The sequence below is a fragment of the Pseudomonas sp. lyk4-TYG-107 genome (genome assembly GCF_030209055.1).
In the GTDB taxonomy this organism is placed as follows: Bacteria; Pseudomonadota; Gammaproteobacteria; order Pseudomonadales; family Pseudomonadaceae; genus Aquipseudomonas; species Aquipseudomonas putida_A.
This window is the reverse complement of the sequence record NZ_JARVST010000001.1, coordinates 159857-181531: the sequence shown is the minus strand read 5'-3', so window position 1 is coordinate 181531 and position 21675 is coordinate 159857. Positions and strand designations below refer to the sequence as shown.

Genomic DNA, 21675 nt, shown 5'->3' with positions numbered 1-21675 from the left:
CAATTCATCCTGAACGCGAGTGCCAGAAGCTCTAGCCCGCGCCTTTTCGGGCGGCAGTTATAAGCGTAGAGGAGTTTTTTGTTAACGCCCGTTTGGCAGATGATTGGCGTCAACATCCTGTCGAAATGCCATCTGTGCCGGTTTTCGGGGGCTGCAGGGGTGACCGTTAGTCGGTAAGTCGCCGCTTTGGCTAAATGATGGCGGCGTGACAGCTTCTGCTTTCACAGATCCGCGACTAGAGTGATGGCTCAGTAACTGTACGGTTTTCCCAAGAACCGGCCGATAGTCCGTCAAGAGATGTCCCGACAAGAGAAGCAGCATGGAATGCGCGCAACCCCAGCCAGGTGAAGGCAGCTCTGTCCTTTTGATCGTTGATGATTACCCTGAAAACCTGATCAGCATGCGCGCGTTGCTGCAGCGTCAGGATTGGCACGTCATGACCGCCGCCTCCGGCTTCGAGGCGCTCAATTTGCTGCTTGAACACGACGTCGATCTGGTGCTGCTGGATGTGCAGATGCCGGGCATGGACGGCTTTGAAGTCGCGCGATTGATGCGCGGCAGCCAGCGCACACGCCTCACGCCGATCATTTTCCTTACCGCCAACGAACAGTCCCAGGACGCGGTGATCAAGGGCTATGCCAGTGGCGCGGTGGATTACCTGTTCAAGCCGTTCGATCCGCAGATCCTCAAACCGAAAGTCCAGGCGTTGCTCGAACACCAGCGCAACCGCCGCGCCTTGCAGCGCCTGAGTCATGATCTGGAGGTCGCGCGGGCCTTTAATGCCTCGGTGCTGGATAACGCGGCGGAAGGAATATTGGTGCTCGGCGAGGACGGCTTGATCCGCTTCGCCAACCCGGCGATTTCGCGGCTGCTGAATGCGCCGGTGAAAGAGCTGGAGGGCAAGGAATTTCTCGATTATCTGCAGAAACCGCACATCCCGCTGTGGGCTGATTCCGAGCTGTTGGCCGGCTATAAACGCGGTGAGACCTTGCGTCTGCACGATGCGTTGTTACGCACGGCGCCGGGGCAACAGGTGCCGGTGGCGTTGTCCTGCGCGCCGTTGCCGGCCGAGCAGCGGGCGATGGTGGTGACGGTGCTGGACATGTCAGTGGTGCGTCACCTGCATCAGCAGCTGGAATTTCAAGCGGTCACCGATCCGTTGACCGGACTGCTCAATCGCCGGGGCTTTTATCAGACGGTGGAAAACCTGCTGCTGCGCGGTGAACGCAGCGACAGCAGTTGGGTGCTGCTGTATCTGGATCTCGATGGCTTTAAACGGGTCAACGATTCCCTTGGCCACGATGCCGGCGACCGGGTGCTGCGCTGGGTCTCCGAGCAGTTGAAGGCGTGCTTAAGGCCGTTCGATATTCTCGCGCGCATGGGCGGTGACGAGTTCACGGCGTTGCTCGATCTGGAGTTCCCCGAGCAGGCGGCGAAGATTGCCGAGAAGCTCATCGAGCGGGTGTCGATCTGTCAGCAGATCGAGGGATTGGATATTGCCCTCGGCGCGAGTATCGGCATCGCCACTTACCCGGACTGCGGCGCGAACCTCGACGGTTTGCTGCGCGCCTCCGACATCGCCATGTATGAAGCCAAGCGCGCCGGGCGGCAGCAATATCGTTTTTATGATCACGAAATGAACGGCCGCGCCCGCTCGCGACTGATGCTCGAAGAGAGCGTGCGCAACGCTATCGAGAACCGTGATTTCAATCTGGTGTATCAGCCGCAAGTGGCGATCGACAGCGGGCAGATCCGCGGTTTCGAGGCGCTGCTGCGCTGGCAGCATCCGAGCGTCGGCGATGTGCCGCCGGGGTTGTTCCTGCCATTACTGGAAGAGGCACGGCTGATCAGTCGGCTCGGCAGCTGGATCTATCATCGCGGCGCCGGCCAGCGCAAAGCCTGGGAAACGTTGTTTGCCGAAGATCTGGTGCTCGGCGTGAGTTTGAGCAACACCCAGTTCGGTCTGCCGAACCTGGTCACCGAATTGCGTCAGGTGCTTGAGCGGCACGCGCTGCAGCCACGGCAACTGGAGGTGGAAATCACCGAAGACGCGCTGATGCACAACCCCGACGAGACCCGCAAACAGCTGCGCCTGCTGCGCAATCTCGGGGTGCGGGTGGCGCTGGATGATTTTGGTTCGGGGCCGTGTTCGCTGGCGCATCTGCGTGATCTGGAGCTGGACACGCTCAAGCTTGATCGACACCTGATTGCGCGGCTGCCGGATTCGACGCGCGACGCGGCGCTGGTCAGCAACGTGATCAATCTGTGTAAACAGTACGGCTTGCTGGTGATCGCCGAAGGTGTGGAAACCATCGAACAGTATCAATGGCTGCAAGCGCATGGCTGCGAATACGTGCAGGGTTTCCTGGTGGCGCGTCCGCTGACCTCCGAAGACGCCGCCAGCTTCGCCGAGCCCTTCGACTGGAGCGCGCTGCCGGTTTGAATTCGTTACACTGGCGCTCTTTTCGAACCGTATTGCCGTGCCCATGACTGCGTTGAAATACCTCCAGGCCTATCCCGCGCAATTGCAGGATCAGGTGCGCCAACTGCTCGCCGAACAGCGTCTGGGTGACTACCTGAGCCAACGCTATCCGGGGCGTCACGATGTGCAGAGCGACAAGGCGCTGTACAGCTACGCGCTGGACCTGAAGCAGGAATACCTGCGCAACGCACCGGCCATCGACAAGGTGCTGTTCGACAACCGCCTCGATCTGACGCACCGCGCACTGGGCCTGCACACCACGGTCTCAAGGGTGCAGGGCGGCAAGCTCAAGGCCAAGAAAGAGATTCGCATCGCCTCGTTGTTCAAGGAGGCGGCCCCCGAGTTCCTGAAGATGATCGTCGTGCACGAACTGGCGCACTTCAAGGAATCGGACCACAACAAGGCCTTCTATAAATTGTGCGAACACATGCTGCCGGGGTATCACCAGATCGAGTTCGATCTGCGGGTATACCTGACGTGGCGGGATCTGCAATAGCCGCAACAAGGAGCGGGTAGATGGACGTCAGCAAGACCAAAAGCAGCTTTTACCGGCGCCTGTACGTGGCCTACCTGATCGACAGCGGCCTGGCCCCAAGCGTCCCGGCGCTGACCGAAGTGACCGGCATGCCCCGGCGCACGGCGCAGGACACGATCGCCGCGCTGGCGGATCTGGATATCATCTGTGAATTCGAGCAGGAAGAGGGCGCGCGCAATCATGCCGGGCGCTATCGGATTCGCGAGTGGGGAGCGATAGATCGCGGGTGGATCGAGCGTAATCTGCGGCAGATCAAGGCTGTGCTGGAGTATCCCTGAGTCTTGCGTTGTTTGAGCTGACGCTTTCGCGAGCAGGCTCGCTCCCACAGAGGCATGCATTCCAAATGTGGGAGCGAGCCTGCTCGCGATAGGGCTTCAGGAGCGACGCATCCCGATATGCGGAATGTCATCCTCCAGATACTCCTCACCCGCCACGACAAACCCGTACCTGCCGTAATACCCCTGCAAATGCGCCTGCGCCGACAGATAGATCGGCACCTGCGGCCAATGCTTCCCGGCCTGTTTCAGCGCGTGTTCCATCATCACATGCCCCAGCCCTTTGCCGCGGCCCTGCGGCGCGATGATCACGCGGCCAATCACCACGTCACCGCTCTGGGACTCGGGATCAAGCAGGCGCAGATAGGCCATCAACTGATCATCTTCCCAACCCATGAGGTGATGGGTGTCGCCGCCCAGATCCTGGCCGTCGAGGTCCGGGTAGGCGCATTTCTGTTCGACCACGAACACTTCCGAGCGTAGCTTCAGCAGTGCGTACAACTCTTCTTTGCCCAGATCACTGTGATGCTTGCAGACCCACTCGATTGTCATCTTCCGACTCCTTGAACTCCGTCGCCCGATACTAAGCGCACAGGCCCTGGATGTCTGTATGGCGGAACAGTCTGTGAAAAAGGTCAAAATGCCATCATTCCTTTCTCGCGATAGCGGCTGCTTTGTGTAATCTGCTGGAAAGCGCTGTGCACTGGCTTCAATGAGCTACTGTTAGGGCCTGGGTTTCGCCGGTAAGGGGCCTTGGGGTTTTGACTGAAAACACGCTGGGCAGCCCGCCCGCTAAGGATTTTCAAGCATGCCGCGACTGCATCGAGCCTTTGCTTTGATCGGATTGCTCTTGCTGGCCCAAACCGCCTCAGCGGAGAAGTTGCGACTGGTGTTTGATATCTGGCCGCCCTTTACCGACGACACGCTGGTCAACGGTGGTCTGGCCACCGACATTGTCAGCACCGCGCTGGCGCGGGCCGGTTATGCCAGCGACTACGAGCAGGTGCCGTGGGCGCGGGCACTGCTGGGGGTGGGCGAAGGACGATACGACGTGCTGGTCAACGCCTGGTACAACGACGAACGGACCAAAATCGGCCAGTTCTCTGGCGAATACCTGCTCAACCGCATCCGCTTTCTCAAGCGCAAGGACACGCCGCTGGAGTACGGCAGCCTGGAACAACTGCACACCTACCCGGTGGCGGTGGTGCGCGGTTATGCCTACTCGCAGGCCTTCGATGCCGATACCGCACTGGAGAAAGTCCCTGTGCATAACTTCGCCATGGCCGTGCGCATGCTGGCGGCGGACCGGGTCAAGCTGACCCTGGAGGATGAGTACGTCGCGCGCTATTACCTGGCCCGCGAATCAGCCAAAGTGCGCAACGCCGTGGAGTTTCTGCCCAAGCCGTTGAGCGAGAACAGCCTGCATATTCTGGTAAGCCTGAAGAATCCGCAGCATGAGCAGATTGTGGCCGGGTTTGATAAGGCGATTGCGGCGATGAAGGCGGATGGCAGTTATGACAAGTTGCTGCGCCAGCATGGGATGTGAGAGCTGATCCAGAATCTTTTGTGTGGTTGATGGCCTCTTCGCGAGCAGGCTCGCTCCCACATGGGTTCTGCTTCGTACACACATTCACTGTGGGAGCGAGCCTGCTCGCGAAGGCGTCCTTTCAGCCAGCGCTAATCTCATTAGTGTCTTTGATCAAATGCGCCGCCAACGTGCGCAATGGCCCCAACTGCCGGCAGATCAGCGCCAGTTGCGTCTGCACCAGTCGCTGTCCTTCATCGATCTCGTCCGGCATCTGCTCCAGCTCATTGGCCAGCGCTTCTTCTTCGTCACTCTGAATCGCCACCGGTTGCTTGTTCGCCAGGCCCTGGGCAATGTCGTCGATGCTCGCGGCCAGTTTCACTCCGGCGCCGTCGATCAGTTGTTCACGCACGTCTGCCGGTAGCTGCGTTTCGCGATGCGCGCCCAACCCGGAGAGGTAGCTGAGCAGGGTGTGCGACAGCACCAGAAAGCGGAACCCGACATCCGCTTCCTTTCGGAAATGCCCCGGCTCCATGAGCATGTTCGCCAGCGTTGTCGACAGCGCCGCATCGGCGTTGTGCGCGTTGCGTCGGGCCAGGCGATAGGCGAGGTCGTCGCTCTTGCCGGCGGCGTATTGCTGCATGATCTGGCGCAGGTAGATGCTGTTGCAGGTCAGGGTGTTGGCCAGCACCTTGTTCAGGCGTCGGCCCTGCCAGTCCGGCAGGAACAGGAACACCGTCAGGCCGGCGATCAGGCTGCCGAGCAGGGTATCGAACAGGCGCGGCAGGAACAGCCCGTAGCCATCGCCGATCTGGTTGAAGCAGAACAGCACCATGATCGTGATGGCGGCGGTCGCCAGGGTGTAGCGCGTGGTGCGGTTGGTAAAGAACACCACCCCGGCGGCGATCGCGAAGCACGACTGCACCAGCGGGCTGGGGAACAGATCGAACAGCGCCCACGCCACGGTCAGGCCGATGGCGGTGCCGAGAATCCGCTGACCGAGCTTGCGCCGGGTCGCGCCGTAGTTCGGTTGGCAGACGAACAGCGTGGTGAGGATGATCCAGTAACCCTGCGACGGGTGAATCAGGTGCACCATGCCATAGCCGATACTCAGCGCCAGCGGCAGGCGCAGGGCGTGACGGAACAGCAAGGACGTCGGTGTCAGTTGCGTACGCAGGCGAACCCACACGTCCTTGAGGTTGCGCGGCGAGCGGTCGAGCAGGCTGCTGTCGGTGGCGTCCGCCAGGGCGTCGGGGTTGCTCGCATCGCTGAGCAAACGGTCGAGGGTGCCGAGGTTGGCTGCCAAGGCACGCAGCGAGCGCAGGAGGCCGCGCCACGCCGGATTGCTCTGGATGCGCAGGTGTTCAAGGGAGGCATCGAGGTCTGTCAGTGCTTCGGCAAAACTGGCGTCGTAGACGAACGGCTGGCGCATCTGGATCGATTCGGCCAGCGCGCGGCAGGCCTTGCCCTGCTGGCGCAACAAACGCTGGCAGCGGAACAGCACGTCGCTGTGGAAGAACGCATCGGCCAGCGCGTTGTACGGATAGTGCGAAGAGCTGGCGCGCTCGTGGATGTCCTGGGCGAGGAAATACAGCTTCAGATAACGGCTGACTTTCGACCCCGGGCGACCGTTGCCGACCCGGTGCAGAATGATTTCCTTGGCACTGTTCAGCGCGGCGACCACGCGACCGTTTTGCTGCGCCAGTTCCAACCGCCGTCCTTCGACATCCAGTTGGCGGATCGGCTCGAACAGCGAGGCTTTCAGCTTCAGGTAGAAACCCAGTTCACGGAACAGCCGCGCCAGACTCTGCTGGACCGGCTGGTTGGAAAACATCGCTTGCCACAGCACCGAGAGCAGGCCGTACCACGCGGCACCGGCCACCAGCAGCATCGGTTCGTGCCAGAAATCGGTGACCGCGCCGCCGCGCTGATCCACGCCGATCATGGTGTAGACCGACAGAATCAAGGTCGCCGAGGCAATCGCGCCATAACGCTCGCCGAGTGCGCCGAGCATGGTCAGGCCGAAGCTGGCCAAGGCCAGGGCGATGGCGAACACGATGGGGTAGGGGAAGAGCAGTTCCACCGACAGCGCGGCGATACTGAAACATACCAGCGTCACGGCGAGGGCGTTGAGGCGCCCCTGCCAACTGTCGTCGGTCTCGGCCAGGGCGCTGGCGATGATCCCGAGGAACAATGGGATCAGCAGGCCCATTTCATCCTGATACCAACACAGCGCCATGCTGCCGGTCAGGGCGATGAACACCCGCACGCTGTAGCTGAATTTATCCAGCGCCCACAGGCGCCGCAAAGACTGACGAAACGAGGTCGAGGACATGAAGTGCGAAGGCCTTCCGAGGCGATGCCGCTAAATTGAGCCAGTAATGACGCCGACGCAATGGCGCCGATCACATCTGACAGCAAAAAGTGTTCCTTTTACTTACACCACAAACCACTGTGGGAGCGAGCCTGCTCGCGAAAGCGGAGCGTCATTCAACATTGATGTCGACTGATACACCGCATTCGCGAGCAGGCTCGCTCCCACAGGTCTTGCGTTTGATTTTGGATCAGACGTACTGCGCGGCCGCGTACCCCGAGGCCCAGGCCCACTGGAAGTTGAAACCGCCCAGATGCCCGGTGACGTCGAGCACTTCGCCGACGAAATACAGCCCCGGGCTTTTCAGCGACTCCATGGTCTTGGACGACACTTCGCGGGTATCGACGCCACCCAGCGTGACCTCGGCGGTGCGATAGCCTTCGGTGCCGGCCGGGACGACTTTCCAACTGCCGAGCTTGTCGGCGATCTGCGCCAGTTCGGCGTGGGTGTATTGCTTCATCGGTTTGGACACGAACCAGTTGTCCGCCAGCAGGTTGGCCATCTTCTTGGTGAAGATCTCGCCGAGCAATGTTTTCAGTTCACTGTTCGGGCGTTCGGCCACTTGCTGTTGCAGCCATGCCGCGGTGTCGTGATCCGGCAGCAGGTTGATCTCCACGGTGTCGCCCGGCTCCCAGAACGACGAGATCTGCAGAATCGCCGGGCCGCTGAGGCCACGATGGGTGAACAGGATGTTTTCGCGAAAGCTCTGGTCGTTGCAGCTGACCAGGCAATCCACCGAGGTCCCGGACAGCTCGGTACACAGTTCCTTGAGCTGATCGGTGATGGTGAACGGCACCAGTCCGGCGCGAGTCGGCAGCAGTTCATGGCCGAATTGCTTGGCGACCTGGTAACCGAAACCGGTGGCCCCCAGCGTCGGGATCGACAGCCCGCCGGTGGCGATCACCAGCGACTGGCACTGAACCTGGCCGAGGGTGGTGTCGAGCAGGTAGCCGCTTTCGACCTTTTCGATGGTCTGGATCGAGGTGTCGAGGTGCAGCTCGACGCCGACCTGATCGCACTCGTCGAGCAGCATGCCGAGGATGTCGCTGGATTTGTTATCGCAGAACAGCTGACCGAGTTTCTTCTCGTGGTACGGCACGCCGTGCTTGGCGACCATGCCGATGAAATCCCACTGGGTGTAGCGCGCCAGAGCCGATTTGCAGAAATGCGGGTTACCCGAGAGGAAATTGCCCGGCTCGGTGTACATGTTGGTGAAATTGCAGCGGCCACCACCGGACATCAGGATTTTCTTGCCGGCCTTGTTCGCATGATCGAGCAGCAACACCTGACGCCCACGCCCGGCGGCGGTCAGTGCACACATCAACCCTGCGGCGCCAGCGCCAATGATCACGACTTCGGTAGAGCGCAAAACGGTGTCCTCACACAAAATTCAAATTCACCGGAAACCAATGTGGGAGCGAGCCTGCTCGCGATAGCAGTGTGTCAGTCACAAAGATATCAACTGACAGATTGCATTCGCGAGCAGGCTCGCTCCCACAGAGATGTGCGTTGTTCTTAAAGGACCCGTACGCGCAGCGAACGGCCCTTGATCTTGCCGTTGTTCAAGCGCTGCAGTGCCTGCATGACCACGGTGCGTTCAACCGCCACATACGACTGGAAGTCGAAGATCGCGATCTTGCCGACCTGAGTGCCGGGGATGCCGGCGTCACCAGTCAGTGCGCCGAGGATGTCGCCCGGACGCACTTTGTCTTTACGCCCGCCGGCGATGCACAGCGTGCTCATCGGTGGCTGCAGCGGGGCGCCGCCCTGGGACTTGAGATTGTCTACCTGATCCCAGTTCAGCGGAGCTTTCTGCAGCTGTTCGATGGCTTGCGCGCGATGCGCTTCGGACGGCGCAACGAGGCTGACCGCAATGCCTTTCTCGCCGGCACGACCCGTACGGCCAACGCGGTGAATGTGGATTTCCGAATCGCGGGCCAGCTCGACGTTGATCACCATGTCCAGCGCATCGATGTCCAGACCACGGGCGGCGACGTCGGTGGCGACCAGGACCGACGTACTGCGGTTGGCGAACATCGCCAGTACCTGATCGCGGTCACGCTGTTCCAGATCGCCGTGCAGGCCGACGGCGGAAATGCCTTTGGAGGTCAGGTGGTCAACGGTTTCCTGCACTTGCTGCTTGGTGAAGCAGAACGCCACGCAGGAAGCCGGGCGGAAGTGGTGCAGGACTTTGGTCACTGCGCTCATGCGCTCTTCCGGGGAAATCTCGTAGAAACGCTGCTCGATCTGCGTGTCGTCGTGGAACGCCTCGGCTTTCACCGTTTGCGGATCGCGCATGAATTTCGACGCCAGTTGCTTGATGCCCACCGGGTATGTGGCGGAGAACAGCAGGGTCTGACGGCGTGCCGGGGTCTTTTCGATGATGTCTTCGATGGCGTCGTAAAAGCCCATGTCGAGCATGCGGTCGGCTTCGTCGAGGATCAGCGTGTTCAGACCGTCGAGCACCAGCGAACCCTTGCGCAGGTGCTGCTGGATACGCCCCGGGGTGCCGACGATGATGTGCGCGCCGTGCTCCAGCGAAGCGATCTGCGGGCCGAACGACACGCCGCCGCATAGGGTCAGGACCTTGATGTTGTCTTCGGCACGGGCCAGACGCCGGACTTCCTTAGCGACCTGGTCGGCCAGCTCACGGGTCGGGCAGATCACCAGCGCCTGGCAACCGAAGTAACGCGGGTTGATCGGGTTGAGTAGGCCGATGCCGAACGCGGCGGTCTTGCCGCTGCCGGTCTTGGCCTGGGCGATCAGGTCCATCCCCTTGAGGATCACCGGCAAGCTCTGCGCCTGGATCGGCGTCATCTGGGCATAACCGAGGGATTCGAGGTTAGCCAGCATGGCGGCGGACAGCGGCAGAGTATTAAAAGCGGTGGCGATGGTGGTCACGGGACTGGCCTGCAAAACAAAATGTCGCGCAGTGTAGCAGCCCCGTGCCACTTTCCTCGAAAGTTCTGGACGAACAGTGCCTGAATTCATTCGCCCAAGCTTTTCTTGAATGAAGATAAACCTGTGGCGAGGGGATTTATCCCCGATGGGGTGCGCAGCACCCCCTGAAAAGGTTGAATGCGATCAGCCTGATGTACTGAGGTGGCAGATTTTGGGGCTGCTGCGCAGCCATCGGGGATAAATCCCCTCACTACAAAAGCCTCCACCAGACATGACACTGCCTAGTGTTCGATGTGCTCATCCGGATGTTCATCCGGGCGTTTGACCCGGCGACCGTCCTCTTTCGACAGTTGCGAGAAGATCGTCGCTGCCAGCATCGCCATGATTCCGACCGTGACAAACGTCAGCTGGAACGCGCCCAGCACGGTCTCGACGCCATCGTTGCCGATCTCCGCCGTGAAGCCACCAAGCAACGCACCGGCACAGGCCACGCCCAGACTCAGCGACAATTGCGCCACCACCGACAGCAAACTGTTGCCGCTGCTGGCGCTGGCGTCGTCGAGGTCGATCAGCGTTACGGTGTTCATCGCGGTGAATTGCAGCGAGTTGATCGCGCCAAGAACCGCCAGCAGGCACAGCAGCAGCCAGTATGGCGTCTGCTCGCTGACCAGGCCCATGCTCGCCAGCATGATCCCCAGTGCCAGGGTGTTGCCGGTGAGCACGATGCGATAGCCGAGGCGTTCGATCAGCGGCCGCGCCATCCACTTGGCAAGCATCGCCGCTGCAGCCAGCGGCAACATGCTCATTCCGGCTTGCGATGGCGAGTAACCCAGCGCGACTTGCAGCAACAACGGCACCAGAAACGGCAGGGCGCCGCTGCCCAGACGGGCGAACAGGTTGCCGATGATTCCGACCGCGAAGGTTCGCGTCTTGAACAACGACGGGGCGAAAAGCGGATTTTCGACGCGCCCGGCGCGCAGCCAGTACGCCGCCAGACAGGCCAGACCGCCGAACAGCAGCAACATCACCCGCAGATGCGGCAAGTGCAATTCGCCCAGACCTTCCATGGCGATGGTGATCAGGATCATCGCCGCGCCAAACAGCAGGAAACCGAGGCTATCGAAGCGCGTGCGTTCAGTACCGCGCAGGTCGGGGATGAATTTCCACACCGCGTAGCAGCCGAGAACACCGACCGGCAGGTTGATCAAAAAGATCCAGTGCCACGTCAGGTACTGCACCATCCATCCGCCCATGGTTGGGCCGATCAGCGGGCCGAGCAGGCCGGGAATGGTGATGAAGCCCATGATCCGCACCAGTTCCGAACGCGGGTAGGCGCGCAGCACCACCAGCCGTCCGACCGGCAGCATCAATGCGCCGCCCAGACCCTGGATCACCCGCGCGCCGACCAGCATGCTCAGGCTGCTGGATAACGCGCAGAGCAGCGAGCCGAAACTGAACAGCAGGATCGCGCCGAAGAAAATCTTCTTGGTGCCGAAGCGGTCGGCGATCCAGCCCGAGGCCGGAATCAGCAAGGCCACGGTGAGCATGTAGGCGATGACCACACCTTGCATGCGCAACGGGTCTTCGGCCAGATCCCGGGCCATGGCCGGCAGGGCGGTGTTGAGAATGGTCCCGTCGAGGGACTGCATGAAGAATGCAATGGCGACGACCCACGGCAACCAGCGGGCGGTGATGGCGTCGAGAGGCGGGCGAGTGGGCATGGAACCTCTTGTGGTTGGGCGTTGATGCGCAGGCTTTTGGTGGGAGCGGGCTTGCTCGCGAATGCGGTGAATCAGTCGATGTTGTTAGTGACTGACACGACGCTTTCGCGAGCAAGCCCGCTCCCACAGTAGATCTCCAGTGTTTTGGAGATCCTGGTATTACAGGGTCAAGGTCAGTCGGCTCACCAGCGCCCCCGGCAGCAACGCCGACGAGGTATTGCGCTGGCTATACGTGCTCGCCGACAGCAGCAACTCACGCTCGGCGGTCAATGCTTCCAGCTGCGAACCCAGCAGACTGTAAGCGCTGTCGTCGAAACGCATGGTGCTGACCGGCGCCTGAATCTCGCCGTTCTCGACCCAGAAAGTTGCGAAGCGAGTCATGCCGGTCAGGCGCGCCGCTGGTTGATCCGAGTAGTTCAGGTACCACAGATTGCTGATGTACAGCCCGGTGCCCAACTGCTTGAGGATCTCTGCCTGTGACAGATCACCGGCGGCCATGTTCAGTGCACTTGGCATTTCACCGCCGCCGGCGCCGTTGGCGGTCAGGCCGTATTCGGCGGCACTGCGCGAACCGACCAGTTGATCGCCAGCCTTGCCTTCGACGATCAGCCGCAGATCACTGCGCGGATAACCCTCGCCGGAGAACGCCGGGCTCAACGAACCGCTGACTTGCTCATCCAGCGAGACCAGCGGACTGAACGCCTGATCGCCGACATACAGCTTCTGCAGCGGGCTGCTCTTGCTGGCAATCGACTGCGCCGAGAAACCGCCCCAGCTGAGCATGCCCATGATTTCTTCCAGCGCGGCCGGTGCCAGGTAGGCGCGGTATTGCCCCGGTGCGAGGGTGCGTAACGGTCGACCGAGGAACGCCAGTTGCTCGCGGGCCTGCTGGAAGCGGCGGGTGAAGCCTTCGCTGCTCCACTCGTGCCCGGCGTAGCTGGCTTTCACCGCTTCGCCATTGTCGTGGAACAGGCTGAAGTCGAAGTTGAAGCTGTTGGCCTGATGCCAGCCAAACGCTCCCGAGGAGCTGGCGAAACCACGGCTGATCGGGCCGGCAGCATAGAAGCCGACCAGATCCAGACCTTCAGCAGCGGTGCAGATTTCCTCGACCACCTGCTCGGTGTCCGGCAGCGGATGTTCCTGCACGTTGTTGCTCTGCCAGCCGTTGTGGTTGAGCAGCAGGTACGGATCCTGTGGCAGCAACGGCAGGGTTTCGCGCAATTGTTGCAGGCCTTCGGCGAGGCGTTGCAGATCGGCTTCCTGATCACCGGACAGGGTGATGTGCAGATCGGCGTGACGGCCGTCGTTAATCAGCTTCAGCCCGACGTCGGCTTGCTGCACCTGACCGGCCTGACGCACCTTGGCGTGATTGAAACGCACGAACGCCGAGGATTCGGCGGCGTAACTGAGGGTGAATTGTTCCGGCTCGCGCACGCTGTCGCGCAGCCAATTGACCATGACCTTGAAGGCGTCGGACTGACTCTTCGAAATGCTCATCAGGCGTCTCCCCCAAACACATCAACGTTGCTGAATACGCAGGCCGGTGAAGCGTGGCCGACGCGGATCACCTGGTTCGGCTCGCCCTTGCCGCAGTTTGGCGTGCCCAGCACCATTCGGGTGCCGGCATTGCCGACCGCGCGCAGACTCTTCCAGAAGTGCGCGGAAATGCCCCGGTAGTTCGGATTTTTCACCACACCCTTGAGTTCACCGTTCTCGATCAACTGACCCCACTCGCAACCAAACTGGAATTTGTTGCGCGCATCGTCAATCGACCACGAACGGTTGGTGCTCATCAGAATGCCGTGCTCGATGCCGCTGATCAGTTGCGTCAGCGACTGATCGCCCGGCTCGATGTTGAGGTTGGCCATGCGGTCGATCGGCGGCCGGTTCCAGCCGCAGGCGCGGCTGTTGGCAACCCCGTCGAGACCGGCACGGAACTGCGAAAGCGCGCCGCCCAATGGCCGCAACAGCAAGCCTTCGCGAATCAGGAATTGTTTGCTGGCTTTGCTGCCGTCGTCATCGTGGCCGTAGCTGGCCAGCTCTTCGGGAATGTCCGGATCGAAGGTCACGTTGAGCAGCTTCGAGCCGTATTGCAGGCTGCCGAAGTCGCTGGTTTTGACGAAGCTGGTGCCGGCGTAATTGCGCTCGTCACCGAGGATGCGGTCGAGTTCCAGCGGGTGACCGATGGACTCGTGAATCTGCAGCATCATCTGGTCCGGCATCAGCAATAGATCGCGCGGGCCTTGCGGGGTGTTCGGCGCGAGCAGCAGTTGCAGGGCCTGATCGGCCACCTTCGGGCCGGCGCCGACCAGGCCGCAACGGCTGATCACGTCCGCGCCACCCTGCTGGCCGAAGTTCTCGCGGCCGAGGGAACGGGTCTGGCTGTCGTGGCCGTCGTAGGCGGTGACGTCGAGGCCTGGATAGACGAAGCGCTGGGCCTGGCGCAATTCGGCGCCGGCGCTGCTCAGGTAGATCTGCTCGACGTAGGTGATGCCGATGCTCGCTTCCCAATTCACCAGGCGCTCATCCTTTGGCACCGAGGCGGATTCCGCGCCGAGCAGCTCGAAGCATTCGCTCAGGGACGGGAAGGGTTGCTCAAGATTGGGCGAAAAGTAATCAGCGCGATCGCTCGACACCGGCTGGTTGCGCAGGTCGAGCAAGGCGTGCGGCTTCAGTCGCCGGGCCTGCTGTTCGGCGCGCTCAAGGGCGGCTTGCAGGCCTTGCTGCGACAGGTCGTTGGTCGCCGCGTAAGCCTCGACGCCGTTGACGCGCACAGTGAGCATCGCGCCTTCGTCGCGGCTCAGGCTTGGCGGCTCGGCGACGTTCTTGCGCACCGACAGGTACTGGCCGGACTCGCGTACATACCGCAGGGAAAAAAACTCGGCGCCCGTGCGCAAGGCAGCGAAGCGCTGCTTGAGCTGGGGGTGGAAATCGAACATTCGGGAACCTCCTTGTTATGGAGTTGCGGGGTGAAGCGATTCGGCGGGGGAGGGGTGAAACGATTGCGCGAGGTCTAGAGTAGGCCTGCGTGGGGGTAGGATCAAGTGAAGAGGGGGTGTAGGAGGATTTACTGTGCAGCAGGGGAATTTGTGCTGGAGGTGAGGGCCCCTTCGCGAGCAGGCTCGCTCCCACATTTGAAATGCATTCCAATGTGGGAGCGAGCCTGCTCGCGAAGGTAGCGCCTCGGTATTACGCCTTACTGAGCAACAGGCGTGATATCACGCATCGGCTTGCCCTTCACTGGCGCACCGCCAGCCACGTAGTAGGCAGCATTGCTACGCGGCAGTGGCTTGCGGCCACGGATCTTGTCGGCGATTTTCTCGGCGATCATGATCGTCGGCGCGTTGAGGTTACCGGTGGTGATGATCGGCATGATCGAGGCATCGACCACACGCAGGCTCTGCATGCCGTGCACGCGACCTTCGCCATCCACTACGGCCATCTCGTCGGTGCCCATCTTGCACGAGCAGGACGGGTGGAACGCGGTTTCGGCGTGCTCGCGGATGAACTTGTCCAGCTGCTCATCGGTTTGCACGTCGATGCCCGGGCTGATTTCGCGGCCACGGAAGGCGTCCAGCGCAGGCTGTTGCATGATTTCGCGGGTCAGGCGGATGCCGTCACGGAATTCCTGCCAGTCCTGCTCGGTGGCCATGTAGTTGAACAGGATGCTCGGGTGCTGACGCGGATCCTTGGACTTCAACTGGATGCGGCCACGGCTCGGCGAACGCATGGAACCCATGTGTGCCTGGAAGCCGTGCTCTTTCACACCGTTGCTGCCGTTGTAGTTAATCGCTACCGGCAGGAAGTGGTACTGGATGTTCGGCCACTCGAATTCCGGACGCGAACGGATGAAACCGCCGGCTTCGAACTGGTTGCTGGCGCCGATGCCGGTGCCGTTGAACAGCCACTCGGCACCGATGGCCGGCTGGTTGTACCAGAGCAGCGATGGGTACAGCGAGACCGGTTGGGTGCAGGCGTATTGCAGGTACAGCTCAAGGTGATCCTGCAGGTTTTCACCGACGCCCGGCAGGTCGTGGACCACCGGGATGTCGAGGCTTTCCAGCAGTTTTGCCGGGCCGACACCGGAGCGCTGCAGAATCTGCGGCGAAGCGATGGCGCCGGAGCACAGCAGGACTTCCTTGCGTGCCTTGGCTTCAACACGTTCTTCCGCCGAACCGACCAGGTAACGCACGCCGACCGCACGCTTGCCTTCGAACAGAATCTTGTCGGTCAGGGCGTGGGTGACGATGGTCAGGGTCGAGCGCTTTTTCGCGACGTCGAGGTAGCCACGGGCGGTGGAAGCACGACGGCCGTTCGGCGTCACGGTGCGATCCATCGGGCCGAAGCCTTCCTGCTGGTAGCCGTTCAAGTCTTCGGTGCGCGGGTAACCGGCCTGCACGCCGGCTTCAACCATGGCGTGGAACAGCGGGTTGTTGCCCGCCTTCGGCGTGGTCACGCTGACCGGGCCGTCGCCACCGTGGTAGTCGTTCGGGCCGATGTCGCGGGTTTCCGCTTTACGGAAGTACGGCAGGCAGTCGAGGTAGGTCCAGTCTTCCAGGCCTGGCAGCTTCGCCCAGCCGTCGTAGTCCATCGCGTTGCCACGGATGTAGCACATGCCGTTGATCAGCGAGGAGCCGCCGAGGCCTTTGCCGCGACCGCACTCCATCCGACGACCGTCCATGTGTGGCTCCGGATCGGTTTCATACGCCCAGTTGTAGCGACGACCTTGCAGCGGGAATGCCAATGCAGCCGGCATTTGCGTGCGGAAGTCGAAACGGTAGTCCGGGCCGCCTGCTTCGAGCAGCAGCACGGTGACGCCTTCGTCTTCAGTCAGACGGGTCGCCAGGGTGTTACCGGCCGAGCCGGCACCGATGATGATGTAATCGAATTCTTGGGACATTGAATGCACCCTCTTTAGATGTGGTCAGGCTGCCGAGTGGCCACTTTCTGTGGCGAGGGAGCTTGCTCCCGCTCGACTGCGAAGCAGTCGCAGAACCTGCGACCGAGCTCTGTCTGGATGAGCGCGGTGTCTGCAGTTGGGGCCGCTGCGCAGCCCAGCGGGAGCAAGCTCCCTCGCCACAAGGGCCCCAACTTCAGAGTTGCGTCAGATCAGAACACCGAGACGTAATCGCCCAGCTCGACCTGTACCGATTTGATGCGTGTGTAGTTGGTCAGCGAGCTGATGCCGTTTTCACGGCCCACGCCCGACTGCTTGTAACCGCCAACCGGCATCTTCGCGTCGGACTCGCCCCAAGCGTTGATCCAGCAAATACCGGCTTCCAGTTGATGAATCACGCGGTGTGCGCGGTTCAGGTCTTTGGTGACGATACCGGCGGCCAGGCCGAAGTCGGTGTCGTTGGCGCGGCGGATCACTTCTTCTTCGGTCTCGTAGGAGAGGATCGCCATCACCGGGCCAAAGATTTCTTCACGGACGATGGTCATCTCGTCGGTGCAGTCGGTGAACACGGTCGGTGCAACGAAGGCACCTTTGGCGAATTCGCCGTCGGTCAGACGCTCACCGCCGCACAGCACGCGGGCACCTTCTTCTTTACCCTTGGCGATGTAGCCCAGCACGCTTTCCATGTGGGCGAAGCTGACCAGCGGGCCGAAGTTGGTGTTTTCGTCTTCCGGGTTGCCGATGCGGATGCGCGCGACGCGCTCGACGATCTTGGCTTCGAAAGCGGCTTTCAGGTGGCTCGGTACGAATACGCGAGTACCGTTGGTGCAGACCTGACCGGAGCTGTAGAAGTTGGCCATCATCGCGGTGTCGGCGGCGCGATCGAGGTCGGCGTCGTCGCAGATGATCAGCGGCGACTTGCCGCCCAGTTCCATGGTCACGTCTTTCAGCGACGAAGCCGAAGCGCTGGCCATGACTTTCTTGCCGGTGTCGGTGCCGCCGGTGAAGGAGACTTTCTCGATGCGCGGGTGCTCGGTCAGCCAGGTGCCGACTTCACGGCCGCTGCCGGTCAGCACGTTGAACACGCCGTTTGGCAGGCCGGCTTCGGTGTAGATCTCGGCCAGTTTCAGGGTGGTCAGCGAGGTGACTTCGCTTGGCTTGAAGATCATTGCGTTACCGGCGGCCAGGGCTGGTGCGGATTTCCACAAAGCGATCTGGATCGGGTAGTTCCACGCGCCGATACCGGCGACCACGCCCAGTGGCTCGCGACGGGTGTAGACGAAGGCAGTGTCGCGCAGCGGAATCTGCTCGCCTTCGATCGCCGGCACCAGGCCTGCGTAGTATTCCAGCACGTCGGCGCCGGTGACGATGTCGACGTATTTGGTTTCGGAGAAGGCTTTACCGGTGTCCAGGGTTTCCAGAGCAGCCAGCTCATCGTTGCGCTCGCGCAGGATGTCGACGGCGCGACGCAGGATGCGCGAACGCTCCATGGCGGTCATCGCGGCCCAGATTTTCTGGCCCTTTTCAGCGCTGACCACAGCACGCTCGACGTCTTCCTTGGTCGCACGTTGCACTTGGGCGAGGACTTCACCGTTCGCCGGGTTGATGGCTTCGAAAGTGGCATCGCTGCCAGCGTCGGAGTACGCGCCATCGATGTAGAGTTTTTGCAGTTCGAAACGGGCCATAGTGTCCTCGCAAGTGCATTAGTGGTTGGCGTCGACCACCGCGCTGAAACTGCGGTGGCGGTTCAGGTACCGAGCGTTTTCTGTGTGCTCTGGCTCACCTGCTTGGCCAATTGGAAATCCATGTATTCGTACGCGATCTGTTGCGCCTGCGCCGTGTCGAAAGCGTCTCCCGACAGCGCGCCGCGCAACCACAAGCCGTCGATCAACGCTGCCAGTCCACGCGCGGCGCTGCGCGCATCTTCGAGCGGCAACACACGGCGGAACTCGCAGCACAGGTTGGAATACAGACGGTGATCGTTGATCCGCTGCAACCTGTGCAAAGACGGCTGGTGCATGCTGGTGGCCCAGAAGGCCAGCCAGGTTTTCATTGCCGGGCCATTGACCTGGCTGGCGTCGAAGTTGCCTTCGATGATCACCTGCAGATGCGCCCGTGGGCTGCTGTCTGCCAGCGCCTGTCGGCGCGCGGTGACGTTCTCGCTGAGGACATTCATCAGATACCGCATCGTGGCGGCAATCAGGCCGTTCTTGTCCTGAAAATAGTGACTGATGATGCCATTCGAGACACCGGCCAAACGGGCGATCAGCGCAATGCTGGCGTCCCCCATACCGACCTGATCGACCGCCTGCAACGTGGCTTCGATCAGTTGTTGGCGGCGGATGGGTTGCATACCGACCTTGGGCATCTTGCACATCTCCTTAGGCCTTCCGAAGGGCGATAAACGCCTATCGGATTGAGGGCCAGTCTATTTTGTTTTGATTGAACGTTCAATCAACAAAGAATAAGATCTGCGACAAATCGTCGCTGCCTACAGATTTTTTCTGCTTGTAAATGGCGATAAAACGACATCCGAAAATGCTTGAAACCTGCGTGGGGCATGGCGCGGTTCGCTATTCGATGGACGTGTTGAATGGGCAAGACGCTCGGGGCCAGGTTTCGGATGAACGTCCGCACAGCTTTGGCCACGAAAGCGATTCGCAACGCCATTTCGGCAGGTTCGGGCTTTTTTCGGGGTGTCTTTATATCACCCGCCGGTCGGCTGCCAACTAACCGATTGGTCGGGTTCCGTGTTGCCTTGTGTTCTTCTCTCGCACTGCCTGGAGCATTTGTGCCATGAGTTCTGCCTCTCTTATAAAGACCCCGCCCGAGAAGGTGACGGTCAACGGTTGGGTGTTTTACACCTCTACCGCGTTGATTCTGTTGTTGACCGCCATTCTGATCATCGCCCCGCAAGAGGCCGGCAGATTGTTGGGTATCGCTCAGGCCTGGTTGTCGCGCAGCTTCGGCTGGTACTACATGGTGGTGATCGCCGCGTACCTGGTGTTTGTGGTGGGCCTGGCGTTTTCCTCCTACGGCAAACTCAAACTGGGCAGCAAGGACGACACCCCGGATTTTAGTTACGGCGCCTGGGCGGGGATGCTGTTCTCGTCGGGTATCGGTATTTCGCTGCTGTACTTCGGCGCGTCCGAGCCGCTGGACCATTACTTCAATCCGCCGGAAGGCGCAGCGGCCACCAACCTGGCCGCGCGTCAGGCGGTGCAACTGACCTTCCTGCACTGGGGCCTGCACGGCTGGGCGATCTATGCGCTGGTCGGTCTGGCCGTGGCGTACTTCGCTTACCGTCATAACCAGCCATTGGCCCTGCGTTCGGCGCTGTATCCGCTGGTCGGCGAGCGTTGGGTCAAAGGCGCGGCCGGTCACGCGGTGGACGGCTTCGGCATGTTCGTGACCCTGCTGGGTCTGGTGACCAACCTGGGGATCGGCTCGCTGCAAGTGTCCTCGGGGCTGGAAAACCTGTTCGGCATGGAACACAGCAACACCAACCTGCTGATCGTGATCATCGTGATGAGCACCGTGGCGACCATCGCTGCCGTGTCCGGTGTGGAAAACGGCATTCGTCGTCTGTCCAACCTGAACATCGTGCTGTTCAGCGGCCTGCTGATTTTTGTCCTGCTGTTCGGCCCGACCCTGCACCTGCTCAACGGCTTCGTGCAGAACATCGGCGACTACCTCAACAGCGTGGTGCTGAAGACCTTCGACCTGTACGTCTATGAAGGCGACAGCGCCAAGTCCGACCGCTGGCTGGGCCTGTGGACCCTGTTCTACTGGGCGTGGTGGATTTCCTGGGCACCATTCGTAGGCATGTTCATCGCGCGTATTTCCCGTGGTCGTACCGTGCGTGAGCTGGTCGCTGGTGTACTGCTGATCCCGTTGGGTTTCACCCTGGCGTGGCTGTCGATCTTCGGTAACTCGGCACTGGATCTGGTGATGAACCAGGGGGCGGTCGAACTTGGCAAGACGGCGCTGGAACAACCGTCGATGGCGATCTACCAGTTGCTGGAACACTACCCGGCGTCGAAAGTCGTTATCGGTGTGTCGATCTTCGTCGGTTTCGTGCTGTTCCTGACCCCGGCCGACTCCGGCGCGGTGATGATGGCGAATCTTTCCTGCAAGGGCGGCAACGTTGATGAAGATGCGCCGCACTGGCTGCGGATCTTCTGGTCGGTGGTGATCACGCTGGTGACCATCGGTCTGCTGTTCGCCGGTAACTTCGAAGCCATGCAAACCATGGTGGTGCTGGCCGGTCTGCCGTTCTCGGTGGTGCTGGTGTTCTTCATGTTCGGCTTGCACAAGGCCATGCGCCAGGACGTGCAGATCGAACAGGAGCAGGCGCAACTGGCTGAGCGCGGTCGTCGTGGTTTCAGCGAGCGTCTGACGCAGCTGGATCTGCAACCGAGCCAATCGGTGGTGCAGCGCTTCATGGACAAACACGTGACCCCGGCACTTGACGACGCTGCTGCACAACTGCGTGCACAGGGTCTGGAAGTGCAGACGCTGCTGGGCAAATCCAAACGCTGCATGGGCGTGCGCGTCGAGATGGAAGAGGGCAACCCTTTCGTCTACGAAGTGAGCCTGGACGGCTATCTGGCGACCCCGACCGAATCGGCCCAGTCCGATGAAGCGCGCCAGCGTTACTACCGCGCCGAGGTGTATTTGCACAACGGCAGCCAGGACTACGACCTGATGGGCTTCACGCAGGATCAGATCACACGCGATGTGCTCGATCAGTTTGAAAGCCATCGGCAGCTCCTTGGCCGGGTGTATAGCTAACCCCTGAAGTTTTGCGGTGCGGTCAGCTGCACCGTTAAACCATTGTGGTGAGGGGATTTATCCTCGATGGGTCGCGAAGCGGCCCCAAGCCGGCAATTGCGGTAGTTCAGATAAATCGCTGTCACAGGTTTCAGGACTGCTCCGCAGCTCATCGGGGATAAATCCCCTCAC

Annotated in this window: 15 protein-coding genes; 5 read left to right on the top strand and 10 right to left on the bottom strand. The window is 61.1% G+C overall.

The window, feature by feature from the left end:
• Positions 1–319: 319 nt before the first annotated feature.
• The 3 genes from QRN61_RS00765 to QRN61_RS00755 are packed head-to-tail and all read left to right on the top strand — an operon-like array spanning position 320 to position 3295.
• Positions 320–2443, top strand: coding sequence for a putative bifunctional diguanylate cyclase/phosphodiesterase (locus tag QRN61_RS00765; protein ID WP_285373007.1), 2124 nt, complete (start codon positions 320–322; stop codon positions 2441–2443).
• A gap of 43 nt (positions 2444–2486) precedes the next feature.
• Entirely contained in the window at positions 2487–2978 is a 492-nt protein-coding gene (locus QRN61_RS00760; RefSeq protein WP_285373006.1) for a M48 metallopeptidase family protein, read from the top strand.
• A 20-nt stretch (positions 2979–2998) separates the two neighbouring features.
• Positions 2999–3295 (top strand): winged helix-turn-helix domain-containing protein, encoded by a 297-nt coding sequence (locus QRN61_RS00755; RefSeq protein ID WP_027610630.1) that lies wholly within the window; start codon positions 2999–3001, stop codon positions 3293–3295.
• A 96-nt stretch (positions 3296–3391) separates the two neighbouring features.
• Here QRN61_RS00755 and QRN61_RS00750 read toward each other — a convergent pair whose 3' ends face one another.
• Positions 3392–3844, bottom strand: a complete 453-nt coding sequence (locus tag QRN61_RS00750; protein ID WP_115988726.1) for a GNAT family N-acetyltransferase — start codon at positions 3842–3844, stop codon at positions 3392–3394.
• Between the two features lie 256 nt (positions 3845–4100).
• On the opposite strand from QRN61_RS00750, the gene QRN61_RS00745 reads away from it, so the two are divergent.
• Complete coding sequence (locus QRN61_RS00745) at positions 4101–4838, top strand: substrate-binding periplasmic protein (protein ID WP_027610632.1); 738 nt, start codon at positions 4101–4103, stop codon at positions 4836–4838.
• A gap of 121 nt (positions 4839–4959) precedes the next feature.
• Here the strand turns inward: QRN61_RS00745 and yccS are convergent, their stop codons facing one another.
• The 9 genes from yccS to betI all read right to left on the bottom strand — a co-directional run bounded on the left by yccS (position 4960) and on the right by betI (position 19078).
• Positions 4960–7152, bottom strand: a complete 2193-nt coding sequence (yccS, locus tag QRN61_RS00740) for a YccS family putative transporter (protein WP_103369178.1) — start codon at positions 7150–7152, stop codon at positions 4960–4962.
• A 229-nt stretch (positions 7153–7381) separates the two neighbouring features.
• Positions 7382–8560 (bottom strand): BaiN/RdsA family NAD(P)/FAD-dependent oxidoreductase, encoded by a 1179-nt coding sequence (locus tag QRN61_RS00735; protein WP_115988727.1) that lies wholly within the window; start codon positions 8558–8560, stop codon positions 7382–7384.
• Between the two features lie 146 nt (positions 8561–8706).
• The gene (gene dbpA / locus QRN61_RS00730; protein WP_285373005.1) at positions 8707–10092 is read right to left on the bottom strand and encodes an ATP-dependent RNA helicase DbpA; all 1386 of its coding nucleotides are present in this window, start codon (positions 10090–10092) and stop codon (positions 8707–8709) included.
• A 281-nt stretch (positions 10093–10373) separates the two neighbouring features.
• The gene (gene mdtD, locus QRN61_RS00725) at positions 10374–11876 is read right to left on the bottom strand and encodes a multidrug transporter subunit MdtD (protein WP_285373086.1); all 1503 of its coding nucleotides are present in this window, start codon (positions 11874–11876) and stop codon (positions 10374–10376) included.
• Between the two features lie 96 nt (positions 11877–11972).
• Positions 11973–13310, bottom strand: coding sequence for a TldD/PmbA family protein (locus QRN61_RS00720; RefSeq protein WP_285373004.1), 1338 nt, complete (start codon positions 13308–13310; stop codon positions 11973–11975).
• Positions 13310–14752 (bottom strand): TldD/PmbA family protein, encoded by a 1443-nt coding sequence (locus QRN61_RS00715; protein WP_285373003.1) that lies wholly within the window; start codon positions 14750–14752, stop codon positions 13310–13312. The genes QRN61_RS00720 and QRN61_RS00715 overlap by 1 nt, the downstream gene beginning before the upstream one ends.
• A gap of 257 nt (positions 14753–15009) precedes the next feature.
• Positions 15010–16713 (bottom strand): choline dehydrogenase, encoded by a 1704-nt coding sequence (gene betA, locus QRN61_RS00710; protein ID WP_027610638.1) that lies wholly within the window; start codon positions 16711–16713, stop codon positions 15010–15012.
• Positions 16714–16922: 209 nt separating this feature from the next.
• Positions 16923–18395, bottom strand: coding sequence for a betaine-aldehyde dehydrogenase (gene betB, locus QRN61_RS00705; protein ID WP_285373002.1), 1473 nt, complete (start codon positions 18393–18395; stop codon positions 16923–16925).
• Positions 18396–18457: 62 nt separating this feature from the next.
• Positions 18458–19078 (bottom strand): transcriptional regulator BetI, encoded by a 621-nt coding sequence (betI, locus tag QRN61_RS00700; protein ID WP_041063389.1) that lies wholly within the window; start codon positions 19076–19078, stop codon positions 18458–18460.
• Positions 19079–19506: 428 nt separating this feature from the next.
• Here betI and betT point away from each other — a divergent pair, with 428 nt between their 5' ends.
• On the top strand, positions 19507–21504 hold the full coding sequence (gene betT, locus QRN61_RS00695; RefSeq protein WP_285373001.1) for a choline BCCT transporter BetT: 1998 nt from the start codon (positions 19507–19509) through the stop codon (positions 21502–21504).
• Positions 21505–21675 lie beyond the last annotated feature (171 nt).